Origin of the sequence: Marinobacter sp. DSM 26671, from assembly GCF_900112835.1 — a bacterium.
GTDB classification, from domain to species: Bacteria; Pseudomonadota; Gammaproteobacteria; order Pseudomonadales; family Oleiphilaceae; genus Marinobacter; species Marinobacter flavimaris.
In genome coordinates, this window is record NZ_FONF01000010.1 from 118,237 (window position 1) to 142,313 (window position 24,077).

Annotated in this window: 19 protein-coding genes; 15 read left to right on the forward strand and 4 right to left on the reverse strand. The window is 52.7% G+C overall.

Features of this window, described 5'->3' with window-relative positions; all coding sequences use genetic code 11:
- Positions 1 to 3,039 (forward strand): glycosyltransferase family 2 protein, encoded by a 3,039-nt coding sequence (locus BM035_RS12910; RefSeq protein ID WP_092032282.1) that lies wholly within the window; start codon positions 1 to 3, stop codon positions 3,037 to 3,039.
- Here BM035_RS12910 and BM035_RS22345 read toward each other — a convergent pair.
- Together BM035_RS22345 and BM035_RS12915 are read right to left on the reverse strand one after the other, a co-directional pair.
- Positions 2,957 to 3,742: a hypothetical protein gene (locus BM035_RS22345; RefSeq protein ID WP_139216042.1), complete on the reverse strand. Its 786-nt coding sequence runs from the start codon at positions 3,740 to 3,742 to the stop codon at positions 2,957 to 2,959. The genes BM035_RS12910 and BM035_RS22345 overlap by 83 nt on opposite strands.
- Positions 3,739 to 4,536 carry a methyltransferase domain-containing protein gene (locus tag BM035_RS12915; protein WP_092032285.1) on the reverse strand — a complete coding sequence of 266 codons (798 nt, stop codon included), beginning with the start codon at positions 4,534 to 4,536 and terminating at the stop codon, positions 3,739 to 3,741. The genes BM035_RS22345 and BM035_RS12915 overlap by 4 nt, the downstream gene beginning before the upstream one ends.
- A 90-nt stretch (positions 4,537 to 4,626) precedes the next feature.
- Here BM035_RS12915 and BM035_RS12920 point away from each other — a divergent pair, with 90 nt between their 5' ends.
- From BM035_RS12920 to BM035_RS12985, 12 genes are all read left to right on the forward strand, one after another.
- On the forward strand, positions 4,627 to 6,246 hold the full coding sequence (locus BM035_RS12920) for a class I SAM-dependent DNA methyltransferase (RefSeq protein ID WP_092032288.1): 1,620 nt from the start codon (positions 4,627 to 4,629) through the stop codon (positions 6,244 to 6,246).
- Positions 6,243 to 7,652: a restriction endonuclease subunit S gene (locus tag BM035_RS12925; protein WP_092032291.1), complete on the forward strand. Its 1,410-nt coding sequence runs from the start codon at positions 6,243 to 6,245 to the stop codon at positions 7,650 to 7,652. Before BM035_RS12920 ends, BM035_RS12925 begins: the two co-directional genes overlap by 4 nt.
- Positions 7,653 to 7,902: 250 nt before the next feature.
- Positions 7,903 to 8,718 carry an NYN domain-containing protein gene (locus BM035_RS12930; RefSeq protein WP_011783610.1) on the forward strand — a complete coding sequence of 272 codons (816 nt, stop codon included), beginning with the start codon at positions 7,903 to 7,905 and terminating at the stop codon, positions 8,716 to 8,718.
- A gap of 12 nt (positions 8,719 to 8,730) precedes the next feature.
- Positions 8,731 to 10,986, forward strand: a complete 2,256-nt coding sequence (locus BM035_RS12935) for an McrB family protein (RefSeq protein WP_092032294.1) — start codon at positions 8,731 to 8,733, stop codon at positions 10,984 to 10,986.
- Between the two features lies 1 nt (position 10,987).
- A complete protein-coding gene (locus BM035_RS12940) occupies positions 10,988 to 12,547 on the forward strand; it encodes a nuclease domain-containing protein (RefSeq protein WP_092032297.1) in 1,560 nt (519 codons plus the stop codon).
- Positions 12,548 to 12,616: 69 nt separating this feature from the next.
- Positions 12,617 to 12,904, forward strand: coding sequence for a hypothetical protein (locus BM035_RS12945; protein ID WP_092032300.1), 288 nt, complete (start codon positions 12,617 to 12,619; stop codon positions 12,902 to 12,904).
- A 43-nt stretch (positions 12,905 to 12,947) separates the two neighbouring features.
- Entirely contained in the window at positions 12,948 to 13,454 is a 507-nt protein-coding gene (locus BM035_RS12950; RefSeq protein ID WP_092032301.1) for a hypothetical protein, read from the forward strand.
- Between the two features lie 68 nt (positions 13,455 to 13,522).
- A complete protein-coding gene (locus tag BM035_RS12955) occupies positions 13,523 to 13,921 on the forward strand; it encodes a hypothetical protein (RefSeq protein ID WP_092032303.1) in 399 nt (132 codons plus the stop codon).
- Positions 13,922 to 14,835: 914 nt separating this feature from the next.
- A complete protein-coding gene (locus BM035_RS12965) occupies positions 14,836 to 15,840 on the forward strand; it encodes a hypothetical protein (RefSeq protein WP_092032308.1) in 1,005 nt (334 codons plus the stop codon).
- Positions 15,841 to 16,326: 486 nt separating this feature from the next.
- Positions 16,327 to 16,569, forward strand: coding sequence for an antitoxin Xre/MbcA/ParS toxin-binding domain-containing protein (locus BM035_RS12970; protein WP_092032311.1), 243 nt, complete (start codon positions 16,327 to 16,329; stop codon positions 16,567 to 16,569).
- Between the two features lie 69 nt (positions 16,570 to 16,638).
- Complete coding sequence (locus BM035_RS12975) at positions 16,639 to 16,905, forward strand: hypothetical protein (protein ID WP_092032312.1); 267 nt, start codon at positions 16,639 to 16,641, stop codon at positions 16,903 to 16,905.
- A 345-nt stretch (positions 16,906 to 17,250) separates the two neighbouring features.
- Positions 17,251 to 18,930, forward strand: coding sequence for a hypothetical protein (locus tag BM035_RS12985; RefSeq protein ID WP_139216043.1), 1,680 nt, complete (start codon positions 17,251 to 17,253; stop codon positions 18,928 to 18,930).
- 464 nt (positions 18,931 to 19,394) lie between these two features.
- On the opposite strand, the gene BM035_RS12990 is transcribed toward BM035_RS12985, so the two are convergent.
- Complete coding sequence (locus BM035_RS12990) at positions 19,395 to 21,539, reverse strand: hypothetical protein (RefSeq protein WP_139216044.1); 2,145 nt, start codon at positions 21,537 to 21,539, stop codon at positions 19,395 to 19,397.
- 715 nt (positions 21,540 to 22,254) lie between these two features.
- Here BM035_RS12990 and BM035_RS12995 point away from each other — a divergent pair.
- Together BM035_RS12995 and BM035_RS13000 are read left to right on the forward strand one after the other, a co-directional pair.
- Positions 22,255 to 22,479, forward strand: a complete 225-nt coding sequence (locus BM035_RS12995; RefSeq protein ID WP_092032323.1) for an MbcA/ParS/Xre antitoxin family protein — start codon at positions 22,255 to 22,257, stop codon at positions 22,477 to 22,479.
- Between the two features lie 356 nt (positions 22,480 to 22,835).
- Positions 22,836 to 23,249 carry a methyl-accepting chemotaxis protein gene (locus tag BM035_RS13000; RefSeq protein ID WP_081699724.1) on the forward strand — a complete coding sequence of 138 codons (414 nt, stop codon included), beginning with the start codon at positions 22,836 to 22,838 and terminating at the stop codon, positions 23,247 to 23,249.
- Positions 23,250 to 23,299: 50 nt separating this feature from the next.
- On the opposite strand, the gene BM035_RS13005 is transcribed toward BM035_RS13000, so the two are convergent.
- Positions 23,300 to 24,049, reverse strand: coding sequence for an SDR family oxidoreductase (locus BM035_RS13005; protein ID WP_022992095.1), 750 nt, complete (start codon positions 24,047 to 24,049; stop codon positions 23,300 to 23,302).
- Positions 24,050 to 24,077 lie beyond the last annotated feature (28 nt).

Genomic DNA, 24,077 nt, shown 5'->3' on the forward strand with positions numbered 1-24,077 from the left:
TTGCCTCTTCGTGCCCCGATCCGAACATCGCAGATTCTCACTCTGAGAAAGCTCCAGTGCCTGAATGCCGCCAGCAATGAATTCAGGGCTGCGCCGGTTGTTATTGCGGTCTCTCACCAAAACCAACCAGAGCTCTTGAAACGAGCGCTAAAAAGCGCCGTTGAGCAAACTCTTGTCGATGAGAGAAAGGCACAAATTGCGGTACTGGATGATCAATCTGAAGAAAACTGGCGGGACATCACAGGTGCCATTCTCGACCATCCGGCCATTACGATACTAACGGCACGTTGTGGTTCCCCGGCGCGATCCCGGAATCAGATCCTCGACTGGGCAGAAAAGCAGCCCCAGATAAAATGGGTGGCGCGGCTAGATGCAGACGACGAGTTCGCTGCTACCAACAGCCTCGAAGCACTCTACCGCCAAGCAGAAACTCAAAATTCGATCGCGGCAATCGGCAGCAACAAGCTCAGAATCAACGGCTCGCTTTCCTCAAATATCAACCATGCCTCACCCAAGGAGCTGTTGAATACAGAAGCCCTGGTTCAACTCGTACAAAGCTTTTGTATAGAAGGCCAAAAGAGGGAGCTTCCCTCCTGCAACTTGCTACTGAGAGCGGACGCGGGGTTACGCTACCCGAATATCCGCAGCGCTGAAGATCATTGGTTGGTAATGCGTTTACTTTTTGACTTCCCGGATCGAGTGAGTGTTGTCTCCGAACCCACCTATGCCATCTATTCGTTAACTGGCAATGACACTCAATTCAATCGCGACACAGGTTACTGGGCAGATAGCCGCAAAAAACTGGCTTTTGTGGCGCAGAAGCTTCTTGAGCTGAAAAACAATGATCAGGAGCTAGTCGGTTACGGATTAGAGGGTGCCGTATGGCTTGAGGGCGATACCGTCCGAAAGCAGTTCTACCCTTGGTCGATGACTGTCACCGAAGTGACAATGCTGAAGGAGCTTCTGAAGAATGAAGCTACACCTATTCCGCCGGTTCAATGGTCTCAGGCCAGAGAAGGCTTTTGGCACTATGTAACACCGAAGGTTGCCTATTCAACGATAAGAAAACACATACCGTTCGACCAGGTCGTGCATTTCCTTCAGGCACTTTACAAAGCCGGCATTGCCACGCTGAATATCAAGCGTGACAACCTGCGGCTAACGCCTGAGGGTAATCTTCATTACATCGACATAGGAAAAGATATTCAGCCGCTTACGACTTCGTATTTTCTGGACATGTGCGCGCGGCTTTACGGCATCGGAATACTCGGCTACGACGATGAGGAATTGGTGCGAAGATCGTCGACTCTTCGACCAGAAGAAGCTTTATCGGAGATTCCCGGATTCACTAACTTCTATCGCGACTTGATTTCCGGTCTTCACGGCCAAGATTCAGCCGTAACTACAGCCCCAGTCGCCGAAAACGAAGCAGCTGACGTTACGCTCCTTATCAAATGCTGCGCCCAGGATGCTGATGGCTTGTACGAACAAGTCGCTCATATCGTCACCCAGCTCTCCTTCCCAACCACTTTCGCTGAAACAATCCTGCTGGTTGATGGGTATGCCGGGCCTTTTCTTCGACAATATGCAGAACCAGACCTACAAAGCGTTCTGGATCAGGCCGCCCGGCTAAAAGCTGATGGATTAATACATGAAATTTTGACGCCACCAAAAGGCACAGAGTCCATACAGGCCATCTACGAGCAGTGGTTTGGTACTTCCGAAGCCTCAGACACCCACACCATTAATAATGCACCGCTGTATCCCCAAGTTTGGGCCTTTTCTAAAATCCAGACTCGCTATGTCCTTCAATGTGACTGCGATGTTTTGGTTGGCCGAAAAAGGATGGGTCATGATTATCTGACCGACATGCTTGATGCCATTTCTGTGGATGGTGCGCTCAGCGTAGGATTCAATATTCCCAAGGCGACGAACGACGCGTTGGCGTACCAAGGAAAAGCCGGTGAATTCCCTCCTGAAGTGCGATTCGGTCTTCTCGACTTGCATCGAATCCGTGGCTGTTTGCCAATCAACAATCCGGTGCACGACGGCCGCCATCAACTCACTTGGCATCGTGCCCTACAGCAATTCCAGAAAGAAAGTGGGAGACATACTTCCCTCAGAGGTGGGAACCCTGAAAGTTTCTATATCCACCCGCGGAATGAAGACAAAGCGTCGCTGAAATACTCTGCAATACGAGATCTTGTCGCCCAGGGCATCTTTCCTGCGAAGCAAGCCGAACAGTTTGACCTCGTGCCAAACGCGGCCTGGCGGTATCCGCAGCGGCATGAGCCTGTAATTTTCTTGCTTAAGGGACGTTTCACATCTGCCATAAAACTACGGCGTTGCCTCAAATCTCTGGAACAGCAGTCAGACCACAGCTTCGGAGTAATTCTGATTGATGATGCCAGCGGTTACGCCCATTCCTGGCACTATCCCGAACAGATGCGCCCGTTCAAGAATCGTTACACGCTGGTACGGAACATCAAGCGTGAGGGCCATATCGCCAATATGCAAAAAGCCGTGAGCCAGATTTGCACGGATCCATCGTCAATGATCGTGATTCTGGATCAGGATGATTACCTGATGCAGGACACCGTTGTCGAGCAGTTACTCCATGCAAGAGCGAAGGGGCATGATCTCATTCAAATGCCGATGTTCCGACCGAACAAACCGCTGAAGCTTTATCAACCGGATTACAATTCCCCTAGGCAAAAAGGCGGTGGCAATACCTGGGCCCACATGAGGGGGTTTACCAAAGATCTCTTCGATCGCATTCCGATTCAACATCTTAAAACGGCCGACGATGACTGGTATCGGCAGGTGACCGACTACGCCACCATGCTACCGATGGCTGAGCTGGCTAGAAGCCCCGTCTATCTCGACGCTGGGTATGCCTACTGGCACGAACGGGATGATTATTCAGCCACACACAAAGAACAGGAAGTTGCGGCTCTTAAAGAGATTCTGGCAAAGCCTGCACTGGAGAAAGAAGGGACTGTTGAGCCATCGCCAGCGTGCGATGAATCCTCGCCATAAGCCCAGAAGCCTCAAAATCGAAAAGCCACCAGTTCGACGTATCGCGAACACCTCTTCTCAAGAAGAACAAATGTTCTGCCTGTATGAGCAGCTCTTCTGTTGCGTGTGTTTTCCAACAGGCGTGAGGTTGCCCGGCCAGCCACCGTATCAGCCTCAAACCTTCTTGCCTCTCAATGGAAGACAGTGACAGAAGCGGAGGGTATGGGTCGGAGGCCTGGCTCAACTTGGAACCTTCCAATTCAGACAACCAGAACTCAGACCAATCGAGCTTGTGCGCCCATGACAATGCAATGCGGCGTTCCCCCAACCAATTATGAAAACAACACGCTAGTGGCAGACGGTTCGACAACTGCTCTGGCCGCGCAATAGTAGGAAGAAGGTCCATGCAGCTAATTCGTAGGCTACTGGGCTCCTCTCTCAACGCAACAAGGGTCGTCAGCCCTGCAGAGGGACGAACTCCCAGTCGGCTTTCTAGAAACCCTGAAGTCTCATTCAAACTGCGCTCGAAATCATGAGGTGGTTGCAGCCCTTCAACGAGGAACGGTTGGTTGATCCCTTTTCCGCGACCATTTGAAACAACAAGAGTTGATGACTTTGGCCCGGGATCTGATTGATTGAAACGTATCAATCTCTCATTTGGCCTGATCTCAGCCTTTCCAGGACCATTCCCGATCACATGCCATTGCTCGGTATTCGAAGTCATAATTCTGTTTTCTGAATAACAACAATGATTCGGTCTCCCTGACTCTCAACCGAAGTTACATGCGCCATACCCTCCAGCGCAGAGCTAATGGATATCACCTTGCCAAAGCGGTCAGAAACGACAAACTGACCATCCAGCAGATCGAAGTTCCACTGGTGCAGCCCGTAATAGTCTGCAGCGATGCCCTCATTACGATAATGGTTCAGATAAAAATGGCAGCCGGGCTTGAGTACGCGAACACAATTGAGAATGACCACGACCGGATCCAGGCAGTGATCAACACTGTTCCGCGCATGGATAAGATCGAAACTATTCTCTGGAAACTGCTCCGAAAGCCTCTCCCCATAACCTTTCCGCGTGGGAACCGGCGGCAGTAAATCATTCTTTGCCAACAGTTGTTTGTAGTCGTCTGCCAAAGGATCAACCGGGATCAGGTCTATGGGGCTGCCATCCGCGATTTTTCCGACCTTGCTGATCGGTCCTGCTCCCACATCCAGAACCTTATAGAGAGCGTTCGAATCGTTCGGAAGAAGTCTCGCGAGCTCAGGTTGAAGCGCCATCTTTGGGTCAAAAAGCCGCTCCAGTTTTGCCCGATTTCTTCGGAGGTTTTCACCGTGAAATTCCGTTCCCACCAATGTCAGCGCGGATTTCCAGCGAAAAAAAGTGCTCAGGCGAGAGTCCGGAAGTACGGGGTTCAGGAAACGGTGAATCAATCGATAGGCAGCGTGACGCAAATACAGCTCCGTGCATTGGCTAGGACTTAAAACAACGATTTGGACAAGGATATTACCCATCAGATGAGTGCTTTAACATCAAAGCCCAGAAAATGGTAAATTCCTTCGCTATCTAACCATAGCTCCTCACTACAGGCACTGGCTCTTAACATGACCAACAACGACATCGTCCAAAAACTCTGGAACCTCTGCGACGTTCTGCGGGACGACGGCATCAACTACTCGGACTACGTCACCGAACTGGTGCTTTTGCTGTTCATCAAAATGGTCCACGAGAACACCGAAGCCGGCACGCTGAAAAAGCACCCGCTGCCGGAGGGCTGCCGCTGGACGGACATTAACGGCAAATCCGGCATCAACCTGCTGAACGACTACAAACGCATCCTGCTCAGCCTGTCCACCGGCAAGGATGGCGAGGGCAATCTGGTGCACGACGATCCGCTGATCAGCGCCATCTACGCCGACGCCCAAACCCGCCTGCGGGAGCCGCGCCATCTGGAGCAGATGATCAAAACCCTGGATCAGATCGACTGGTTCAGCGCCCAGAAAGACGGCCTAGGCGACCTTTACGAAGGCCTGCTGGAAAAGAACGCTAACGAAACCAAATCCGGCGCTGGCCAGTACTTCACGCCCCGCGCCCTGATCAACACTATGGTGCGCTGCCTGAAACCCCAACCTGGCGAACATATTCAGGATCCGGCAGCGGGCACGGCGGGCTTTCTGATTGCCGCCCACGAATACATCAAAAGCCAGACCGACGACCTGTACGAGCTGAGCGACAAAGACAAAACCTTCCAGACCACCCAGGCCTACGTGGGCATCGAACTGGTGCCGGGCACCCGCCGCCTGGCCCTGATGAACTGCCTGCTGCACGGCATGGAAGGGGATGCAGAAGGCGTGGTGCACCTGGGCAACGCCCTGGGCCAGACCGGCGCCGGGCTGGAAAAGGCCGATGTGATCCTAGCCAACCCGCCGTTCGGCACCAGCAAGGGAGGTGATGCCAGCATCACGCGGGACGACCTGACGTACAAAACCAGCAACAAACAACTGGCCTTTTTGCAGCACATCTACCGCAACCTCAAACCCGGTGGCCGCGCTGCCGTGGTACTGCCGGATAACGTGCTGTTCGAAGCCGGCGTGGGCACCGACGTGCGCCGGGACTTAATGAACAAGTGCAACCTGCACACCATCCTGCGCCTGCCCACCGGAATCTTCTACGCCCAGGGCGTGAAAACCAACGTGCTGTTCTTCACCAAAGGCAGCGCCACGGACAAATATCAGGAAGAGAACTGCACCAAACACGTCTGGGTCTACGACCTGCGCACCAACATGCCCAGCTTCGGCAAACGCACCCCCTTCGGCGGCCAGCACCTCAAACCGTTTGAAGACGTGTATGGGGAAAGCCCCAACGGCGACAGCGAACGCAAAGAGGGCGAATACAGCTTCCATTCCGAAGACATCGAACTGCCGGAACACAGCGACGAAAACGAAGGCGTCGACCCGCGCCTGGCCCACAGCCGCTGGCGGAGCTTCAGCCGCCAGTGGATTGCCGAGCACAAGGGTGACTCCCTGGATATTTCCTGGCTGAAGGACAGTGACAGTGTGGATGCGGCCAACCTGCAGGAGCCGAGTGTGTTGGCGGGTGAGGCGATGGGAGAGTTGGTGCAGGCGCTTGGCGAGCTGGATGCGTTGATGCGGGAGTTGGGGGCTGAGGAGGAGGCTGATGGGGCGAGCGTGCTTTTGCGGGAAGTGATGGGTGAGAATTCATGACTGGCAGCTCTATGCCATCGGAATGGCACAAAACGACATTAGGTACCGTCGCACAGTGGGGCTCAGGCGGTACGCCCTCGCGGAAAAATCGCGAGTACTACGGTGGGGATGTGCCTTGGGTCAAAACTGGTGATCTCGGTCCAAAAGTCCTGTCGGGCGCAAGTGAATACATCACTGGACTTGGCTTACAGAAATCCAGTGCGAAATACTTTCCAAAAGGTTCCGTTGTAATAGCCATGTATGGTGCAACGATCGGCAAAACATCAATTCTGGGTTTCAACGCAACGACTAATCAGGCATGCGCAGTTGGCCAACCAGTCGATGGAATTACCGATACGACATTTCTGTACTACCTACTCCGAAATGAGAAAGACGCCTTCATTGCGAAGGGCAAAGGGGGAGCACAGCCCAACATTTCTCAAGCTCTCATCAAAGAGCATGGGATTGCGCTTCCACCCCTCGCCGAACAAAAAGTCATCGCCAACAAACTCGACACCCTGCTGGCCCAGGTGGAAAACACCAAAGCCCGCCTCGAACGCATCCCGCAAATCCTCAAACGCTTCCGCCAGTCCGTGCTGGCTGCGGCGGTCAGTGGGCGGTTGACGGAGGAGTGGCGGCCGCATTCCGGGTCGTATGTTCATTCGCTTGCAGAAGACTGGAAGTGGACGCCGGTTCCTGAAACCTGGGAAGTCAAACTCTACCCTGATCTGGTAGAGAGTCGGTTGGGAAAGATGCTTGATAAAGCCAAGAACAGCGGTCTTCCAACCAAGTATCTCGGCAACATTAATGTCAGATGGTTCGATTTCAATTTATCCGAAGTTCAGGAAATCCTGGTATCAGAAGCAGAGAGGAATGAGCTGTCCATTCGCGCTGGTGATGTCCTGATTTGTGAGGGCGGAGAACCCGGAAGATGCGCGATCTGGGATGGTCGAGTTGAAGAGCAGATGGTGTTTCAGAAGGCTCTCCACCGGGCCAGAGTCTCAGATGCATTACTACCCGAATGGCTGGCCTTAAATCTGAAGCATGATGCTGATAGTTTGACCTTGGAACAGCTATTCACAGGCACGACAATCAAGCACCTGACCGGCAAGGCATTAAAGAAATATCCGCTAAGGGTTCCGCCCATCAAGGAACAAACCGAAATCGTCCGCCGAGTAGACCAACTCCTCGCCCACGCCGACCGCATCGAACAACAGGTCAACAACGCCCTGGCCCGCGTCAACAACCTCACCCAGTCCATACTGGCCAAAGCCTTCCGCGGCGAACTTACCGAGCAATGGCGCAAGGACAACCCGGAGCTGATCAGCGGGGAAAACAGTGCGGAGGCCCTGCTGGAGCGGGTCCAGGCGGAGCGAGCGGCAATGAAGCCTGTGAAGAAAACCCGAAGCAAGCCGACTACCGTTTAATCTCTCTCTGAACTACCCTTTAGAATTCAGGATGTTAAAAATAATCTGAGAAAAAAGGCGACATGATGCAACATGGACGTTATCGGCATTTTCCGTCAAGTTCACTTGACAACAGCAGGCTTGGCTACCAAACTTCGCAACACATCCGCCCCTTGGCAGTAAGCCCCCTCATACATCCGGAGGGTGCGCCGATCCCCTGGGGCTTTCTTATTTCTGGGCTCTCGAAAATCTCCGTTTTCGGGAGTCAGCCATGAGCCACCGCAACATTGCTATCCTTATCGATGGTGGCTTCTTCCTCAAACGCCTCCCCAAACTCGTCAATGCCGATGACTGCGATACCGTAACCAAGGTAACCGACTGCATCCGCCGAATGTGCAAGCAGCACATCAGGTTTCTGACTGGCGATAGCAGTCGACAGTGGCACCAGCATGTCTACCGGATCTTCTTCTACGATGCATTGCCCTATGACGGCAAAGCCCACCATCCCATCGACAATCGTGCTATCGATTTTGCCAAGTCCGACGTCGCCAAGTACCGTCACGAACTGTTTGATGCACTCAGAAAGCAGCGAAAAGTTGCTCTGAGGCTCGGCAAGGTCAATAAAGATCGCGACTGGACCATCAACCCCCGATACACGAAAAAGCTCCTGAAAACCCGTGAATGGCTGTCTGCGCTTGATCAAATCCCGTCACCTGAAGGTGATGCTTTGCCAGATGAGACAAGCCTCACTCTGACCCCCGAACAGACACAGAGCCTTTTAAATTTGAGAGACCTTTGGAGCTCTCTGGATGGCGGTACCGTGAGCTTGGGGCTCCATCAAAAAGGTGTGGATATGCGGATCGGTATCGATATCGCGTCACTGACACTCAAGCAGCAGGTGGATACGATCATTCTGGTGGCCGGGGACAGCGACTTTGTTCCAGCCGCCAAAATGGCAAGGCGTGAGGGGATTGAATTCATCCTTGATCCGCTGTGGCAGGAGGTCAACGCTGATTTGTTCGAGCATATTGACGGCCTTCAATCTGGTCTCCCCAAACCCGGTACCCGAACTCCTCCCCAAGAATAAAAGGAATAGCTTGTGCACTCCGATCTCTCTAAGGACACGGAACTCAAAACCATTCTGGACGACATCTCCCCCAGTGAGCGAAATCCTGACTGGGTTTCCAGCCTGACGGATTTTTTAGAGTATGTTGAAGGGGCAGACCTGGAGACCCGCAAAACTCTCGAATTTCAGCAAAAGCTTTGGGAGGGAAATGCCGTCAGCGGTGTGGGAATGGGTACGGTCAATATCTCGGCTGCTCTTGAGGATCCTGAATTCAGATCCTGGATTGCTGAGGAGTCGCTTAAGCCACTACCTGAAAGTTCAGAAGCCCGAATCACCCGACTCCAAGCCTTCCATGACGAAATCGCTGCACGGATGAAAAAGTACACCAATCGGATTGCGTGGGTGAAAATCTGTCGGGTGATGGCTGCCCTCTATCCGCAATATTTCAGCACTATCACCTATGACCTTATGGCCCAAGAATGTCACAGGGCCTGGTTTGGCGATTCCTCCCGCCGGCCGAAAGTGGTCACTTGCCAACATGATCTGATGCGCCGATTGGAACAGCTATTGGGCCCAGTAGAAAGCTCACCTAAGGCGCTTGCCGAACGCATGACACTGCCCTGGTTTGTCTATGAAGGGCATGTTCAGGGCTCCCATACTGAAACGGTAGCGGAGGAGGCAGATGATAAAGGTGAAGTGAAGCTGAAACCGCTTCCTGCGATTCAAAGACGTAAGGGCCTGACTAGCATTCGTGGCGGTATTGCTACCCTGATCAAAGCACTGAGCTTTGTTGAGGATGGCGTTCGACGCGACGAGCTCATTGATTTTCTGAGGTCTGAGTTTCCAGATTACCGGGAAAGCAGCCTGCGGACGACGGTCAATGTTCTGAAGAATGAGTTCTATGTCATTGAGGAACACGGAGGCGTTGTCACGAAAACCACGCGTGGGCAGCTATATCTGGATACCAAAGATCCCCGAGAACTGATCCCGATCTTTCTGACACGGGTTCTGGGTATCGATCACGTTCTTTTGGCGTTGGGGAAACAAGACCAAACCAGCCGTCAGCTCTATAACCTGCTTAGGAAGGTGAATTCCGGCTGGACCTCGAACTTTATGCCCGGAAGCATCATCAAATGGCTAAAAGGCTTTGATCTGGTCCAAAACTCGGAGAATGGGCTGTTCTCACTCACTGAAACCGGCAAGGAATGGGCAGCACAGATTCACTGGGAGCCGGAATTCCTCGATCCCGAGGATCTCGGGGAAGAGAGTGATTCAGTAGATGTCGATGAAGCGTCTTTGGATATAAGTAGTATCGATCAAGGCTCCCTGATTAAAGCCGTAACTGCCAGCACCGCTTTTTCTGCCAGACTCGCAAGCCAGCTGCACTTTGGACTGTGGTCCCACGAACGGAGACATTTTGCCATCCTCGCTGGCCTGTCTGGGTCAGGTAAGACACTTCTGGCTCAACGGTATGGGCAAGCACTGTCGGAGCAATTCGGGCTTCCGGCAGACAAGCACGTGTTTGTACAGGCGGTGCAGCCTGGTTGGTATGACCCATCCCCACTATTCGGACACATTAACCCATTACGGCCGGACAACTATGTACGCTCCCCCTTGCTGGATTTTCTGCTGCAAGCCGCCAACTCTCCTGGCCAACCTTTCATTGCGATCCTGGACGAGATGAACTTGTCTCACCCAGAGCAATATTTCGCACCCGTTCTGTCTGCCATGGAAACAGGGGAACACTTGCTGCTGCATAATGAAGGAAAATCCTTTGATGGAGTGCCAAGCACTCTCCCATTCCCTAGTAACGTGGCCTTCATTGGCACCGTCAACATGGACGAAACCACTCATGGCATTTCCGACAAGGTGCTGGATCGAGCGTTTACCATGGAGTTCTGGGACATCAATCTGCAGGCTTATCCGAACTGGCACAAGTTCGGGCTGAATGGACAGGATCTGGCTCGGGTGAAAAGTTGCCTGACCGATCTTCTCGCAGCACTGGAAACCGAGCGACTGCACTTTGGCTGGCGCACCGTTGAGGATGTGTTGTCCTACCTTTCTCTGGCACAGAAAACTCCGGAAATCGAGCTATCTCAAGCGCTGGACGATGTTATCTACGCACGGGTGCTTCCGAAGTTGAGGGGCTCCGAGAGCCAGAGGCTGCACGAGGCCTTGGTGAAGCTGATTTCGGTTCTGGCTGACTACGACCTGAAGCGATGTCGTGCCAAAGTTGAGTCACTGAAATCTGACCTGGCCGATACCGGAATGATGCGATTCTGGCGCTGATATGAAACTACCGGTTTTCGCGTCAACGGCCGCAATCGAACCGCTCGGTTACCTGGATACTGAGCAGGCTCTGCTGGGCCTGAGTGAAGCCCAAACCTATCTGATCGGCATTCCTGATCAAAATGCCAAGTGCTATGTCGATGATGCTTTACTCAATGTAGATGACAGCGGGCAACACTGGGTCTGGGAACCGGGCTTTTTCGCCGGCGAGGTTGGCCTGGAGCTGGAGTTGCCTGAATTGGCACAGCCGATCCGTTATCGGGTAGACGTATCCCCAGCTCAACATAAATCCGGGCGAGACCAGTTCAATCAATACCTGCAACAAATCATCGACTTTCTGCCGCAGCTGGCCACTGGAACTGAACCGGCCATGCACAACGTAAGCGGTCGGTCCGGCTTCGTTTCGCTATGGCTTCGTTATGCCAGACTTCGACAGTTCATTGATCGTTACCTTTCTGGACTCAGGGCTATACAAGACCGGCCTATTGTTCGACTGAGCAGTCGCCGTGAACAGATGCCGCTTCATATGGCCAAAAGGATTGATGGAATTACGGTACAGCGCCTGACAGCGAACGCCGCCTTGCTTTCAGCATTATCCGGAGACCTTGCCGCTGAACCACTTGTTGCTCCTGAGCAATGCAATCTGGACGTTCCCTTTCACGAACCATCCATGGATAACCCAGCTAACCGGCTGATGGCGCGCCAGTTGATCGAAGTGCGCAGGCTTGCGCGATTCATGCTTTCAGAGCTTCGAGACTTGAGGGTGTCAGGATCTGAAACGGAAACCGACCTAAAGGAGCGGTTGCCTCGGCGTATTCGTTTTTTAAAATCCGTAGACAAAAAGTTGGGGCGAATTGAACGGGGCGAGCCCTTTGCGAGTGCGAGCGTCGAGAAACGAGGGGTTGCGGATCTCAATGCCGTTTCCGGCCATCCGCACTACAACATGACCTATCGGGCTGGTATCCGACTTTTGCGTCAGGGCCTCTCGGATATGGGGGGCGATGAGCAGCACTACCTTGCGCCCACATGGGAAATATATGAGGTTTGGTGTTTTGTGGCGTTCGCGGAGGCTCTTCAATCCCGATACCCGGATTATGAGTGGCAATTGGAGCAGACCCCGGTATCTGCAGATCTGATTCTCTGGGGCCAATCGGGCTCGAAGCGAATAACTCTCTTTTTCCAGATGACTTGTCCGTCCCTTGAGACACCAAACCGGTACGGGTACTTTTCAGTTTCTAAGGAGCGGCGTCCAGATATTCTGCTGGAAATTGTGGATGGCGAACAGAAGAGGTTTATCTGCCTCGATAGCAAATACACAGCGAGTAAAAGCCGAATTCTGGACTCCATGTCTTCCGCCCACATTTACCGGGACTCTCTGCGATGCGGGCAGGCTGAGCCTTCGTTATCGATAATCCTGGTTCCCGCTAATCAAGACTTAGCTGTTCTGGGAAGTCAGAATTACTGGTGTAATCACGGGGTTGGATGTGCAATTCTGAAAAAAAGTGATGACGCATACTTCATACTCGACCAAGCGTTGGGCACCTTCAGCAATATGGGGTAAGTTTCCGACCCCGCCGACGCTCAACGTTGTCACTAAGATACTCCCACTAACTTGCATAAGGAGTGTGTCATGTACAAGGAGTTCGAAAACCCACTTCCCCCGAAGTTCGGAAGAATGTTTATTGGTAACGATGCCAAATCAAACCAAGGACCTCCGAAGCCACATGACACAGTGACAGTGCGCGCCGGGGAATCCACGGATTTTTACATCCTCGTGGCAGAATGTTCTTCTGGCATGGTTCGCGGTGAATTGGTTGGGATTGGTCCTGATCCTCAATGGGAATACGAAAGCTGGTCTCATGGCGACAAAATTAAGGTTTCTGAGTCGGCAGTCACGGCAATAATTCGAGCGGATTGATTACCGAATTAGTCCATTAATCGTCAGCGTTTTAAGATTATTTATGAAGAGACGTGAGATTAAGGGTGCACATGAGAGGGGTGTAATCGGCTCCTTCAAAAAGCACCTTGAAGATGCAGGCAGAGCGCTGGCTGTTATAAGTCATCCTGATCCCCCAGATGCTGTAGTTGAAGTGGATAACCAACTTACTTGGCTCGAAATTACCGATGCTTTCATTGGTCCAGACTTTGCCAGAAGCCTAACTTCATATGCCGCTGACGACACGGCACATATCCCAACACAGCGGAAGGCTATTAGAGATCCCGACGCTCGCTTTTCTGACGTTGTTCAGTCCGTAGTCGAAAAAAAGTACGCGAGCACATCGATCGGGAATATCTATAAAAAGAACGGAGCTGGTGTTCTTCTGGTAGGACTGTTCTCACCTTTTGTAGGCGAACCAGAACGCGATGAGCTGATCCAATGTCTGTCAGAAATGCGGCGTCAACGAGATGGTCGTTATAAAGAGATCTATGTTTACGATCAATCTCATAGGTTTTATCGAGTTCCTTGAGCCGCTCAGGTTTACTGTGATCATATAATGAGCGTCGACGGGCCTTTCGGCCAAAAAAGGGAGTCCAAATGGCTGATTTGCAGACGAAGATTATCCAAAACGTGCAGTCTGCAGCCTCCTGTGTTTACCGTGCGGACGATTTCTGCGACCTTGCCGATCGGGATGAGATCGAGCGCGCCTTGGTTCAGCTCGTCGAGTTGAATGTTCTCTGGCCAATTGGCGAAGGCCTCTTGGCCAGAGTCAGAACCAACAGACTTACGAATCAGCTGATGCTAGATGCGCCCGGCGGATTCGAGCAGGTCGCCCACGAGGCACTTGATAGGCTCGGCATTGAGTGGTTTCCAGGGACAGCTTCAGCAGCCTATCAGCAAGGTTCCAGTCAGATACCGGCAAACGCGTCCGTCAGAGTCGTTGGCGAGTTCCAGCCAAAGATTGCATTCAAGAACTATAGAATCATCTACGAATAGGCCAGAGATAATACCCGCAGCTGATTCATAGCTTCTCGCCTGGCAAGTGGACTCGAAGTGGACTCCAAGTTGACTAATCGAATTAGAGCCCCGGTAGGGCTTTGACCAAGAGCTTTCGAAAGTCCATTTGGAGTCCACTTGGAGTCCACTTGAGCCGATGACTGCCGTTCATTCCCCAAAGCCAATGGTCGGCTAAACGCAAATATATTGCGTTTACTCCGCTGGACATCAATGAAGAGATCTTCAACAATGGTTTGGTATTGAGGCACTGCCTCTGACGCGCCTAGCTGGGGCTCGATGAAATAAAACAGCACAGCGATCCGATCTGTTAATCGGATCCAGAAGTCCCTTCCTAATGAGCTCCTGAAGCTCACCCCTAAAAACGCCGGCTTGGCGACATTAACAGCAAACATATCTCGATTTTTCCGTTCTGGTTGTATGACCTTAAAACATTGAGATGCACTAGGTTTGGTAAGAGCTCACCGCCTGGAATCAGGCACAGAGAGCTGTTTCCAACTCAGCAAGCGACGAAACCCCGAACGAAACCTATCGGGCCGGGTGGATCACTCCCATGATCAGCGGTGCGTCATCACCGTCATCGCTCAATTTTCGTTCTTGCTCTAACCCCACCACTGAATGTGGTACCCACTCCTCACGAGTCATGTTGACGACATGAAGCCCGCCCCGGCCAGAAATGGTTTCGCTGGTTCATGAGGACAATTCAATCGCGCTTGCAGCAGCGCAAACGGAGGCCCGGAGCCATGATCTGGAAATGGTTAAAACTGACTCAGCTATACGGGGACAGGGCCTACGAGTGTGGAGAACCGAGCGGTCCTGCCCCCATACGCTGAGGGTTTGCCACACAACCATGCTGCACTTTTTGAAGGAGAAAACTTACTGTAAGGAATTATCGAATGAAGAAAAGCAGGCAACTGAAACGGAATCGCAAGCAACGAAACTTTGGGTTAGGCCACCAGCCGGCATATGCCGCAAAAGTAGCTTTAGCACAGGCTTATGGCGGAGACAGCCATTTTTATACGCGGTATACCCACCATGCCAGGTTCAAGCTCGTGCTCGTGTGGCTGTCGAAACTCGACCCGCCGATTCGAGACCTCCGGGACATTACCAGTGCTCATGCTGTGGCGTACGCGGAACATTTGGCAGCGGTTGTTGCAACGGGAAGCATGGAAGTCGCGTATGCGCAGAATCTGATCTCGACGGTAAATACGGTGATGCGAGCAATTCGTCTGGACAAAGAGATTCGGCTGTCACCATCAGATGCAGTGGGAAAAAGAACTTACATCCGAACCGTTCTGCCGATGGCATCCTGGGACAAAGTCATCGAAGCGGTACGATTAGCAGAAAAAGCGGAATACTATCGCGGAGCTGCCCTCATTCTGCTGTGGCGCGCATTTGGTATGCGGCTACGGGAAGCGGCGCTGGCTGATCTGCATCGGATGAGGTCAGAGGCGGAAATGTATCGTGGGGTTTGGATCTCGGAGGGAACCAAAGGCGGTTTTGTGTCGGAGGACCGGTGGATTCCGGTTGAGAGCGTACAGTGGCAGGCCCTTGATTATGCGATTCATACGATTTCCGATACTGGCACGTGCCTGATCGACACCAACAGCTCATTGAAGGAGTTTCTAGCGCGGCACGCCCCGCCTATCCGCAAAGTGCTCAAGCAAGTTGGAATCAAAAGCCCTAAAGAGCTGCGAGCAGAGAATTTCATTGAGCTGTATGAACGAGAAAGCGGCCAGCCAGCTCCACTGAAACAGTCTGGGCCATTCGATAGAGGGGCAGACCTCAGAGGTCGGGAAGTTGTGGGTAAATCGGGCGGTCACAAACGTCCCACAGTCTCATCAGCATATATTGGAAAGCGACATCGTTCGGATCGTCCGGGAGAGGAGGCTGAGCGATGAATCTCTCCGGCGTGTATCGGCGAATTAAAGCTGGCGACGGCTCTGAAAGGGTCCGCCGTCGTCATATCAGTCGCATCGAAAAAATGGTGGCTGCCGTCGAGACTCGATTCCCAGAAGTAAGAAGAAAGCAACAGATTCAACAGAAGCACGTTCGTTGGTTATTGGAGCACTGGTGCAGTCCGTCCACGATGCGGGATTATCGCAGTTCCCTTCGAATCCTGTTGGAGGCCCAGGGTCGAGATCCTAATTGGTTAAGACAGGTAGGAATGGCTCCGGCCTCTGCAGGAGGTCGTCCCAGGGATGTCTCGGTAGTCCGATCTCGCTCCGCCAAGACATGGTAGGCATAGGGTGGGCTGCGTAAGGTAAAATTCTTGACGAGGACTGGCACAGGAAATTTGGAAAGTGCACTTGGTTCATAGCATCCAAAGCAGGGTATCAACAGCAACCAGTCTGTAAGGTGAAAAACGATTGGTGGAGTCACTCGTTATGCCGATAAATGACAGTGAGATCTCGGGCAATGTTGAGCCGGAGCTGTCTGAGCTCAAAGGTGAAGTGTGGCAGAAAGTTCTTGAGCTATTTGAAGGCGATGAGGCGATGGCTCGGGATTGGATGGGACGAGCCCGACCGTTTCTGGGTAACGTGTCACCGGAGAGTTTGCTGGAGACTCCCGAGGATATTGGTCGGCTACGGCGTTTTATTCAGCAAATTCAGCTGGGCATAGTTCCGTAGTTGTTGGAGCTCTTCTAGGCAAAGAGCCCCAAACATAGGTGTGTGATTGGGGCTGGTCCGGAGCGCTTAGTGCAGTATCCTCGAACTATCCATCAGCAAGCGGGCGCCGGTATCGCAATCGAGAGTCGCGAGAAGGCGCTCAGGCTCCTCCGAGTTCTGGTATACATCGAGCCTGATCCAGTTTTAGCCACGTTGCATCTGGACATGAATGTGCAGATCGCCGTGTGTGTCTTTATTTGTGGCGATTTTGCCGTCGGAAAAAGACAGCTTCAGTGGTTGAGTGGCGACCTGGAAGAGGTCTATGGTTTCGGCGACTGCGCGTCTCTCCCCCATTGACGAGCTGGTCTGACTGATTGCCTTATTCACAGATAAATACCTGTGAAATTAGATTGTTGACCGGCCGAATTCCACAATGCATTAAGTCACGTTTTGACCAAGCAATTACGTCCCGGTATCGCTGATGGAACCCACAACTGCAGAGAGACAGCTGCGGTACTCCGATCGATTAGTCGAAGCTGGCACGCAAGGACTGAATTCGTTCAAGGTTGAGCTAGAGCCGGTGGACTAAAAAGCTAAACTATGGTTTCTGAAGGATAAAGGCTATGCGCTGATGAAAAAGCTGAACGCAGCGATAACCTCGAAATAGAAACATTCTCCGGCTGCAACGACGATGGAGGGGCGATGGCGGGATATGGAGATCTCAGAGTTCCGTTTGGTGAGAAGAACGGTCGCCTGTACACACCGGACGAAGTTGACCAAGGCAAGGCCTGCGGCTGCCATTGCCCGTCGTGCCAGTCCCCCCTGATCGCAAATCGACCCAAAGTGAAGCGAAACTACTTTTCTCACCATCGAGCGAAGGAGTGCCCTGGTGGCTACGAAACCGCGCTTCACCGGATGGGTAAGCAAATCCTTGAAGACGCCGCCTGCGTCTGGCTTCCCTCGAAATCCTTCCATTTCCGAGCCCACGTGGCCGAGGACGTATACATCTCGGAAGACCTTGTGTTCGAACCCCACAGAACGGAATTGATTGATGTGGTTTCGGAGCAAATGGCCGAGATCTGGCGTCCGGACCTCACCGCCAACCTAAAAAACGGCTCAACGGTCTATATCGAAATTAAGGTGTCCCACGAAGTTGGCGAGCCTAAGGCCGGAGCACTCGACAACCTTATGGAGATTGACCTGGCCACGGTATCCCCAGAAGAGGTTCGGGATCTGGATGCGCTGCGAGAAATCGTTCTTCGCACCGCACCCCGACACTGGTACCGCTGTTCGCTTTACGACGACCTGCCGCGAGTGCACGCCGCACGGAAACGCCTCGAAGACCGGCTACCTGCGGCCAAGGCCAAGTTCGTGGCCGAACGTGAGGCTAGAGAGAAGCGTGAGCTGGAAAAGCTTCGCTACGAAGAAAACAAAGAGCGCCAACGAGAGCTCTATGCCCCCGACGTGGAGAAGGCGTTTCGAATGCAAAGTGAGGAGGCTCAGACAAAGCTCCACCAGCAAATGGAAGAGAAATGCGCCCCAGCCATCAGGCAAGAGCATGCGAGGCTTCATACCGCAGGCCACGCTTTACCGGACCGATTGCCCTTCGGCACGGGAGTTCGCCTCAAAGGGGATTGGATCGTCAGGTGTCATTACTCGCTCTGGCAAATGTTCGTCTTGGAGCATTTCATCATCAACGCGCCGGTTGGCCATCATCTGACGGTGCGGGCCGTTGTTGACGCAGTGAGATCCCGATTCGGTTACATCAAGTGGATGGATCGGCTTGCAACCATGAAGCTGGAAGGGAAGAAAAAGGGTCGGAAGCGTGGTACTTGGTACGCGGATACTGGCGTCTGGTTCTTGACCGAATCAGAGAATCAGGCCATCAAAACGCCCTATTTTCTAATGTTGCAGTACCTTCGTCGGCTTTGTGACTGGCCATATAGCCTTCTGACTGAGACCGGTGAGGGGTATCGGTTCACCATAATCTCAAACAGGCCCCATGCCCGGTATCTCGAATACCAGGGTGCAGAAACCAGAGCCAAGCAGCAGAGCGAGGCCCGGCGACGGGCAATTAAGCGCGAAGCCGAAATGATCGAGACGCAGGACGCTAAGGCAATACTTGATAAGCTTGAGGCCGAACAATGGGAGGCAGAGGCGGAAGCTCGTAGATTTGACAGAAATTTGGAAATTGCCGAGGGGCTGCACCGACGCGGTGTCTCCAAGGGTTATATCTGTAATCGCTGTCACGTGCTCATGGAACAACTGGACGCGATGAAGTGTGTTGAATGCGGTAGCCACGCAGTTCAGAGCAAAGAGCTCTCGAAGGAATACTATGAAAGTTATCCCTTCCGACTACGCACCATGCCAAAAATGAAGTAATTACCACAGTTGGAGCTCTCGCTGGCGTTTCCCTATGCCTTTGAGTCCCGTCCCGACAACCATCAAAACCTCCCACTAACGCCATTGAAGATCTTATGAAATTTACCCAGCTGGGTTCTACCCCGTTACGGCGGACATTCCCCATAAGTGGCTGGGTTGTGTCATGCGTATCGGGGGAACTCCAGCACGTGAGCTGGGCGTTATCCCCAAATCTGAATGATCGCTTTGCGACCAATGCCACTCACGGATCCTAGCAAAACTAAACCGAGCAAGGGGGCAGGTCAGAGTCACCGACGTGTTAATGGGCCTTTATATTGGGGCGTTTAAATAAACACTCAAAAGGTTGAGATCTCCATACCAGCTCTTTAGTTCTGTTTAGTAGTGAAGTTTACTGATTTAGTGGGAACGATTACTAAAGTGTACTAATTCGCTATGAGCTCTGAGCAGTCGGAATCACAGATATGTTATACGGGACGATATAGTCCTTGCCGAATCCGTTTGACCGCCTCTTTCCCGAACTTTTTCCGGGCCCGCATTTCGATGCAATTGAGGGTCAGGGGCTTTTCCGAGGCTTCCCACTCATATTGCTTATGGATGCCGCGGATAGTCTGACCGGGCTTAAGGCGGAGGCCCAACAGCCTGCCCAATGCGTCTGCTTGTTCCCATGTCCAGTGCCTGTTCTGCCTGGGCTGGTAGACGCAAGGGAGCGCCAAACCTTGCTTAATTCGGCTCCGCCGAATGCTGTGCAACCCATCGTAGCTTCGGGTGATCTCCACGTCATCAAACCGCCATCGATGCGGTGCTCTAACCGAGGAAAATTCTGCATCGAGAAACTCTCCCCCCAGATCGGCTGCGAGCAGTTGGGCATCACGGGTTTTTTTCCGGTGATCACCCCGGCACTGATCGCAGGCAACGTACGCCGGTGATGTGTTAACTTTTTTCGCAAGTTGCTCCAATTGATAAATTGACCGCTTCGCGTGATGAGAAGCATTTTTCTGGCACTGTAATTCGAAGCTTCCGGATGCTTTGGAGGGCTCAGCGACGATGGCGAAGCCAACGACTTTGCACAACCGCTCAGCTTTTTTTATGCACTTCACGAGAAATACCTGATTGGTTGTAAGCTTCCGCTGTGCGGAGATTCTTCGCCTGCAAAAGGAACACCATCGGCCATCGAACTGGGCGTCTTTTTCGCGGCTTTTTATCTGTCGAAGACTCAAATTGTTGGGCTGTTCGCAGTGATCGCAGAAAAATCGATGCTTTACCGTCGCGTTTTGATACTTGTCGCCGGTGAGCTCGACCCTTACGGTGTGGTGTTCGCCCAGCCACCGCTCAAATTCTGCCTGGGAGTCGGCTAGTTTTTGCCTTGCTAAGCGCTCTGCCGCGCAGGCTTGGCACCAAGTGTCCTGATAAATTATGGATAGTGGCGATGTGGGCCATTCGGGATGTTCCGAATGCCCACACTGAACGGATACGCGCGACGTTAACCCGATATACTCCGAGACAAGCTCACCACCACGCTTCTTTATTTTATCGAGTAACGTCTGGCGCATCTCGTGCGCCCTGTAGAGAAATGCGAGATCGAGAAGGCTTCGATCATAAGCCGGCACCTCAAGGCCCGCCGCCAGAATCGCGTTTTCAACGTGATCAAACATGCGATCAACTGGCCATCCGGGATTCAATTCCCACACGATAATCAGATCGACATTCTGTGCTCCGAGAATAGCGCGTTTCCGGGCATCGCGGTCTTGCTGATCTTGAAAGTCCGCTTCGGTTTTATGGTAGAAATCGACGCGTTCTTTGTGAAATCCGCCTTGATGTTCGTATGCAGTCGTCTCAGATAGATTCAGTCCGTCGAGTTCCAAGCCTTTAAGCCAGGGCGGGTGAGCTTTCGGCATCGGCTCACCAAGAATAATTTCGAGAACCGCCCGGCCGATGGCCTCTGGGAGAGACTTTTTTAGGTCATGGCAGTGTTGGCACCACCCCCCCTCACGTAGTTTGTCGAGCGACACAGCTGCTTCATGATTATGTGGACACAAAAAATGAATCCGCGTGGAACTATTTTGGTACACCGCATCTGGCGCAAGGCGCCCTCCGCGTTTCTCTATATGCGCCCGGGCATCCAGCGCGGCCTGTATCCGGCGTTGGAAATTGCCGCCCTTTGTGGTGGTTAATGAATTAATCTCCGAAAACAGGATAGTCGCGTTGCTCTCATTTGCGATTTTCTTACACGTCGGGCACCCGTGGAACGCATAGTTCAGTTCGTGCAGCTGTGGTGAATATGATGTATCACAGACCACGCACCGCACGGGAAGTGGAACCCCATGATGGATTCTCGAAGGAACGTCCGAAGCCGAGGCCCATTCGACACAGCCCTCAGTGATTGCGTGCAGAATCCTGGGCGCGTCCACGTGAGGTCGATGCAGCCGAATGTTAGAGCGAAAACTCGTACAGAGTGGGCAATTAGGCTCTTTTTTTGCCAATGTGCCACCTCCGCAAATGACCTGAACACCACAGGGCTTATGTTCCGCTACCCAGTCGTCGGATATTTTTAATGCGCCATTCGGCAGAATCTTCCAGGCGCTCGCCCGATCGAAAAGTCGTTTCTCCATGGAGTGCTGTCCTACTCGGCATGATTTTCCCCTCTTTTTTTGATCACACACTGACCCCTGACACATCACGTGATCAGGGCGTGTTGTAAGTGATTGCAGATTTCTCAGTGATTGCACGGTCGGTTTCCCCTGAGGCCCCACACACCGGTGCCCCTCTCGATCCTTGAATTCGCATACGAGGGTCAACCGATCCTGCATTACTAGAATCCGGTTTTGTTTCGGATTCTCTCGAACCAGTGACCAGGTGGATTTAACCGAACACAGCAACCGCTCAACGCGATCCTCAGTCCACGGCTCGGTTCTCCTGAAACCATTCTCCCAATCGCACACCCGACACGATGAGATCTTTGATTTGGTGAAAAGGTGGAGTCCACTGGTTTCAAATCGAATACGGTGTTTTGGGCAAAAGCCGGTCAGCGTCGTCTCAGAAGTTACCAGCACCTCAAAATGATCATATTTGAGGGCAGCCAGGTAGGCTCTTCGACTATCCCTAAATGAGGTAAGCGCGTCGATTAGGTCGTTGTAGGAGGTCGGGTATGTAATACGGCGTCGGATGCACATAGAGTGTTATCCTTTCTCAAGAAAACATCGTTCGATACAGATCAGCCTAGACAATCCTCCCTAATCTGTGTCGACGTGAAGATGTGTTTTTCGCACGCATTGGTCGGGCTAGCGTCTTGGAAGGGGGGTAGCGTGTAAACGATGGGTGGCTGGAATGGCTGATGTGAATGAAGAGGAAGTTGTGGCTGAACTGAGGGAGCAGGTTTATCGTGAGATTTTTGAGCTTTTCGAAGGTAATAGAGCGGCTGCTGAACAATGGCTTTCTTCGCCGATTACGGTCTTGGGCAACCAAGCCCCGATATCGCTAATGGAGAACAGACGGGGGCTACAGAAAATACGCAGCCTCATCAAAAAGTGGGAGCAAGGAGCTGCCTCATAGTAAAGCTGCTCAGTCAGACGGCTGTACTAAAATGGTCGGTCGAGCTACGGCCGAATCCACACGGGAAAATACTGCGTGGGGCGCCGGAGATGGTAAGACCCTCTGCGGAGATTGAAAGGCCCGTCTTGTCAGGTACACGAACGGCCATATTCACTGTACTAGACCGTTCGCCTGCGCTTTTAAACAAAAGCGAACATTTGCCTCTAGTAAGTCATCCGTGGAAACGGGGTAGAACCCGGCGGTAACGAAGAGCCAGGAGTAGACACTGAAATCCTTAACTTCTCTATCAAACATGTCACCGCGACAGGCTACCTCACTCCAAATGGGATGGTCGTTGTTGCTGGATCTGAAGCAGTATTGAAAAAGCGAGTGTCGACGAGGCAACGGCGATCATTGCGGATCTGAACGAACGCTTTCAGAGTATCGAAAAAATGGTCGGCACCATCGCCGGCGTGGCTGACCAGACCAATCTTATGTCGTTGAACGCAGCCGTAGAAGCAGCCCGGGCTGGTGAGCATGGGCGAGGATTGGACGTGGTTGCTGATAAAGTTCGCACGCTGGCGTCAAATACAGGCGTCTCTATCAAAGAAATTGCGGACGTAATTCATGCCATTCTGGAGCTTTCAAGGGGCGTCGAGCGTCAGGTACGTGAGTTGCTTGGCAAGGCCGTTGAAGGCAGAAAGCAGGTAACAGATGCTGAGTCGATCGTTGCTGAAATCCAGGGTGGCGCCAGCGATGTGCAGAATGCGATCGATGAAATTGGCCGGTGATACTGTCGTGACGCCGCCCCAGGAGGGCGACGTCACGACGAACTCGACTTTTACAGTTCTTGGGCGGTGGGCCGCAAGATAATCTCGTTAATATCGACATCGGCCGGTTGCTCGATGGCATAAACGATGGCCCGCGCCACGGCATCGGCATCAATCGCAACGCTGTACAGATCTTCTGCCGCTTTCTTGGCATTTGGATCGGTAATGGTGCTGGTGAGTTCGGTCGCTACGGCACCCGGTGAGATGTTGGTGCTGCGAATCTCATCACCGGCTTCCATCCGCAAGCCTTCCGAGAGGGCTTTGACTGCGAATTTCGTTGCGCAGTAAACAGCGGCACCGGGGAAGAGCTTGTGACCGGCGACGGAGGACAGGTTTATCACGTGGCCGCTGTGCTGTTCCCGCATGGTGGGCAACACCGCCGCAATGCCGTACATCACACCTTTGATGTTTACATCCACCATCTGGTCCCACTCGTCTACCTTGAGCGCATCCAGCGGTGCCAATGGCATCAAGCCGGCATTATTGACCAGTACATCGATCCTGCCAAAAGCTTCTTTTGCCGAGGCGGCCAGGGCTTCCACCTGTTTGCGGTCGGTTACATCGGTGACCTGCCAGATGACTTCGGCGCCCTTGGCACTCAGGTCCTCAGACAGGGCTTTCAGGCGGTCTTCCCGGCGTGCTGCTAGCACCAGTTTTGCGCCGCGGTCGGCCAGGCGGCGGGCCGTAGCTTCACCGAGGCCACTGCTGGCGCCGGTGATAATCACAACTTTGCTATTGATCAGATCGTTGGTGTTGCTCATGGTTTGTTTCCTTTTGGTGATAAAAGTT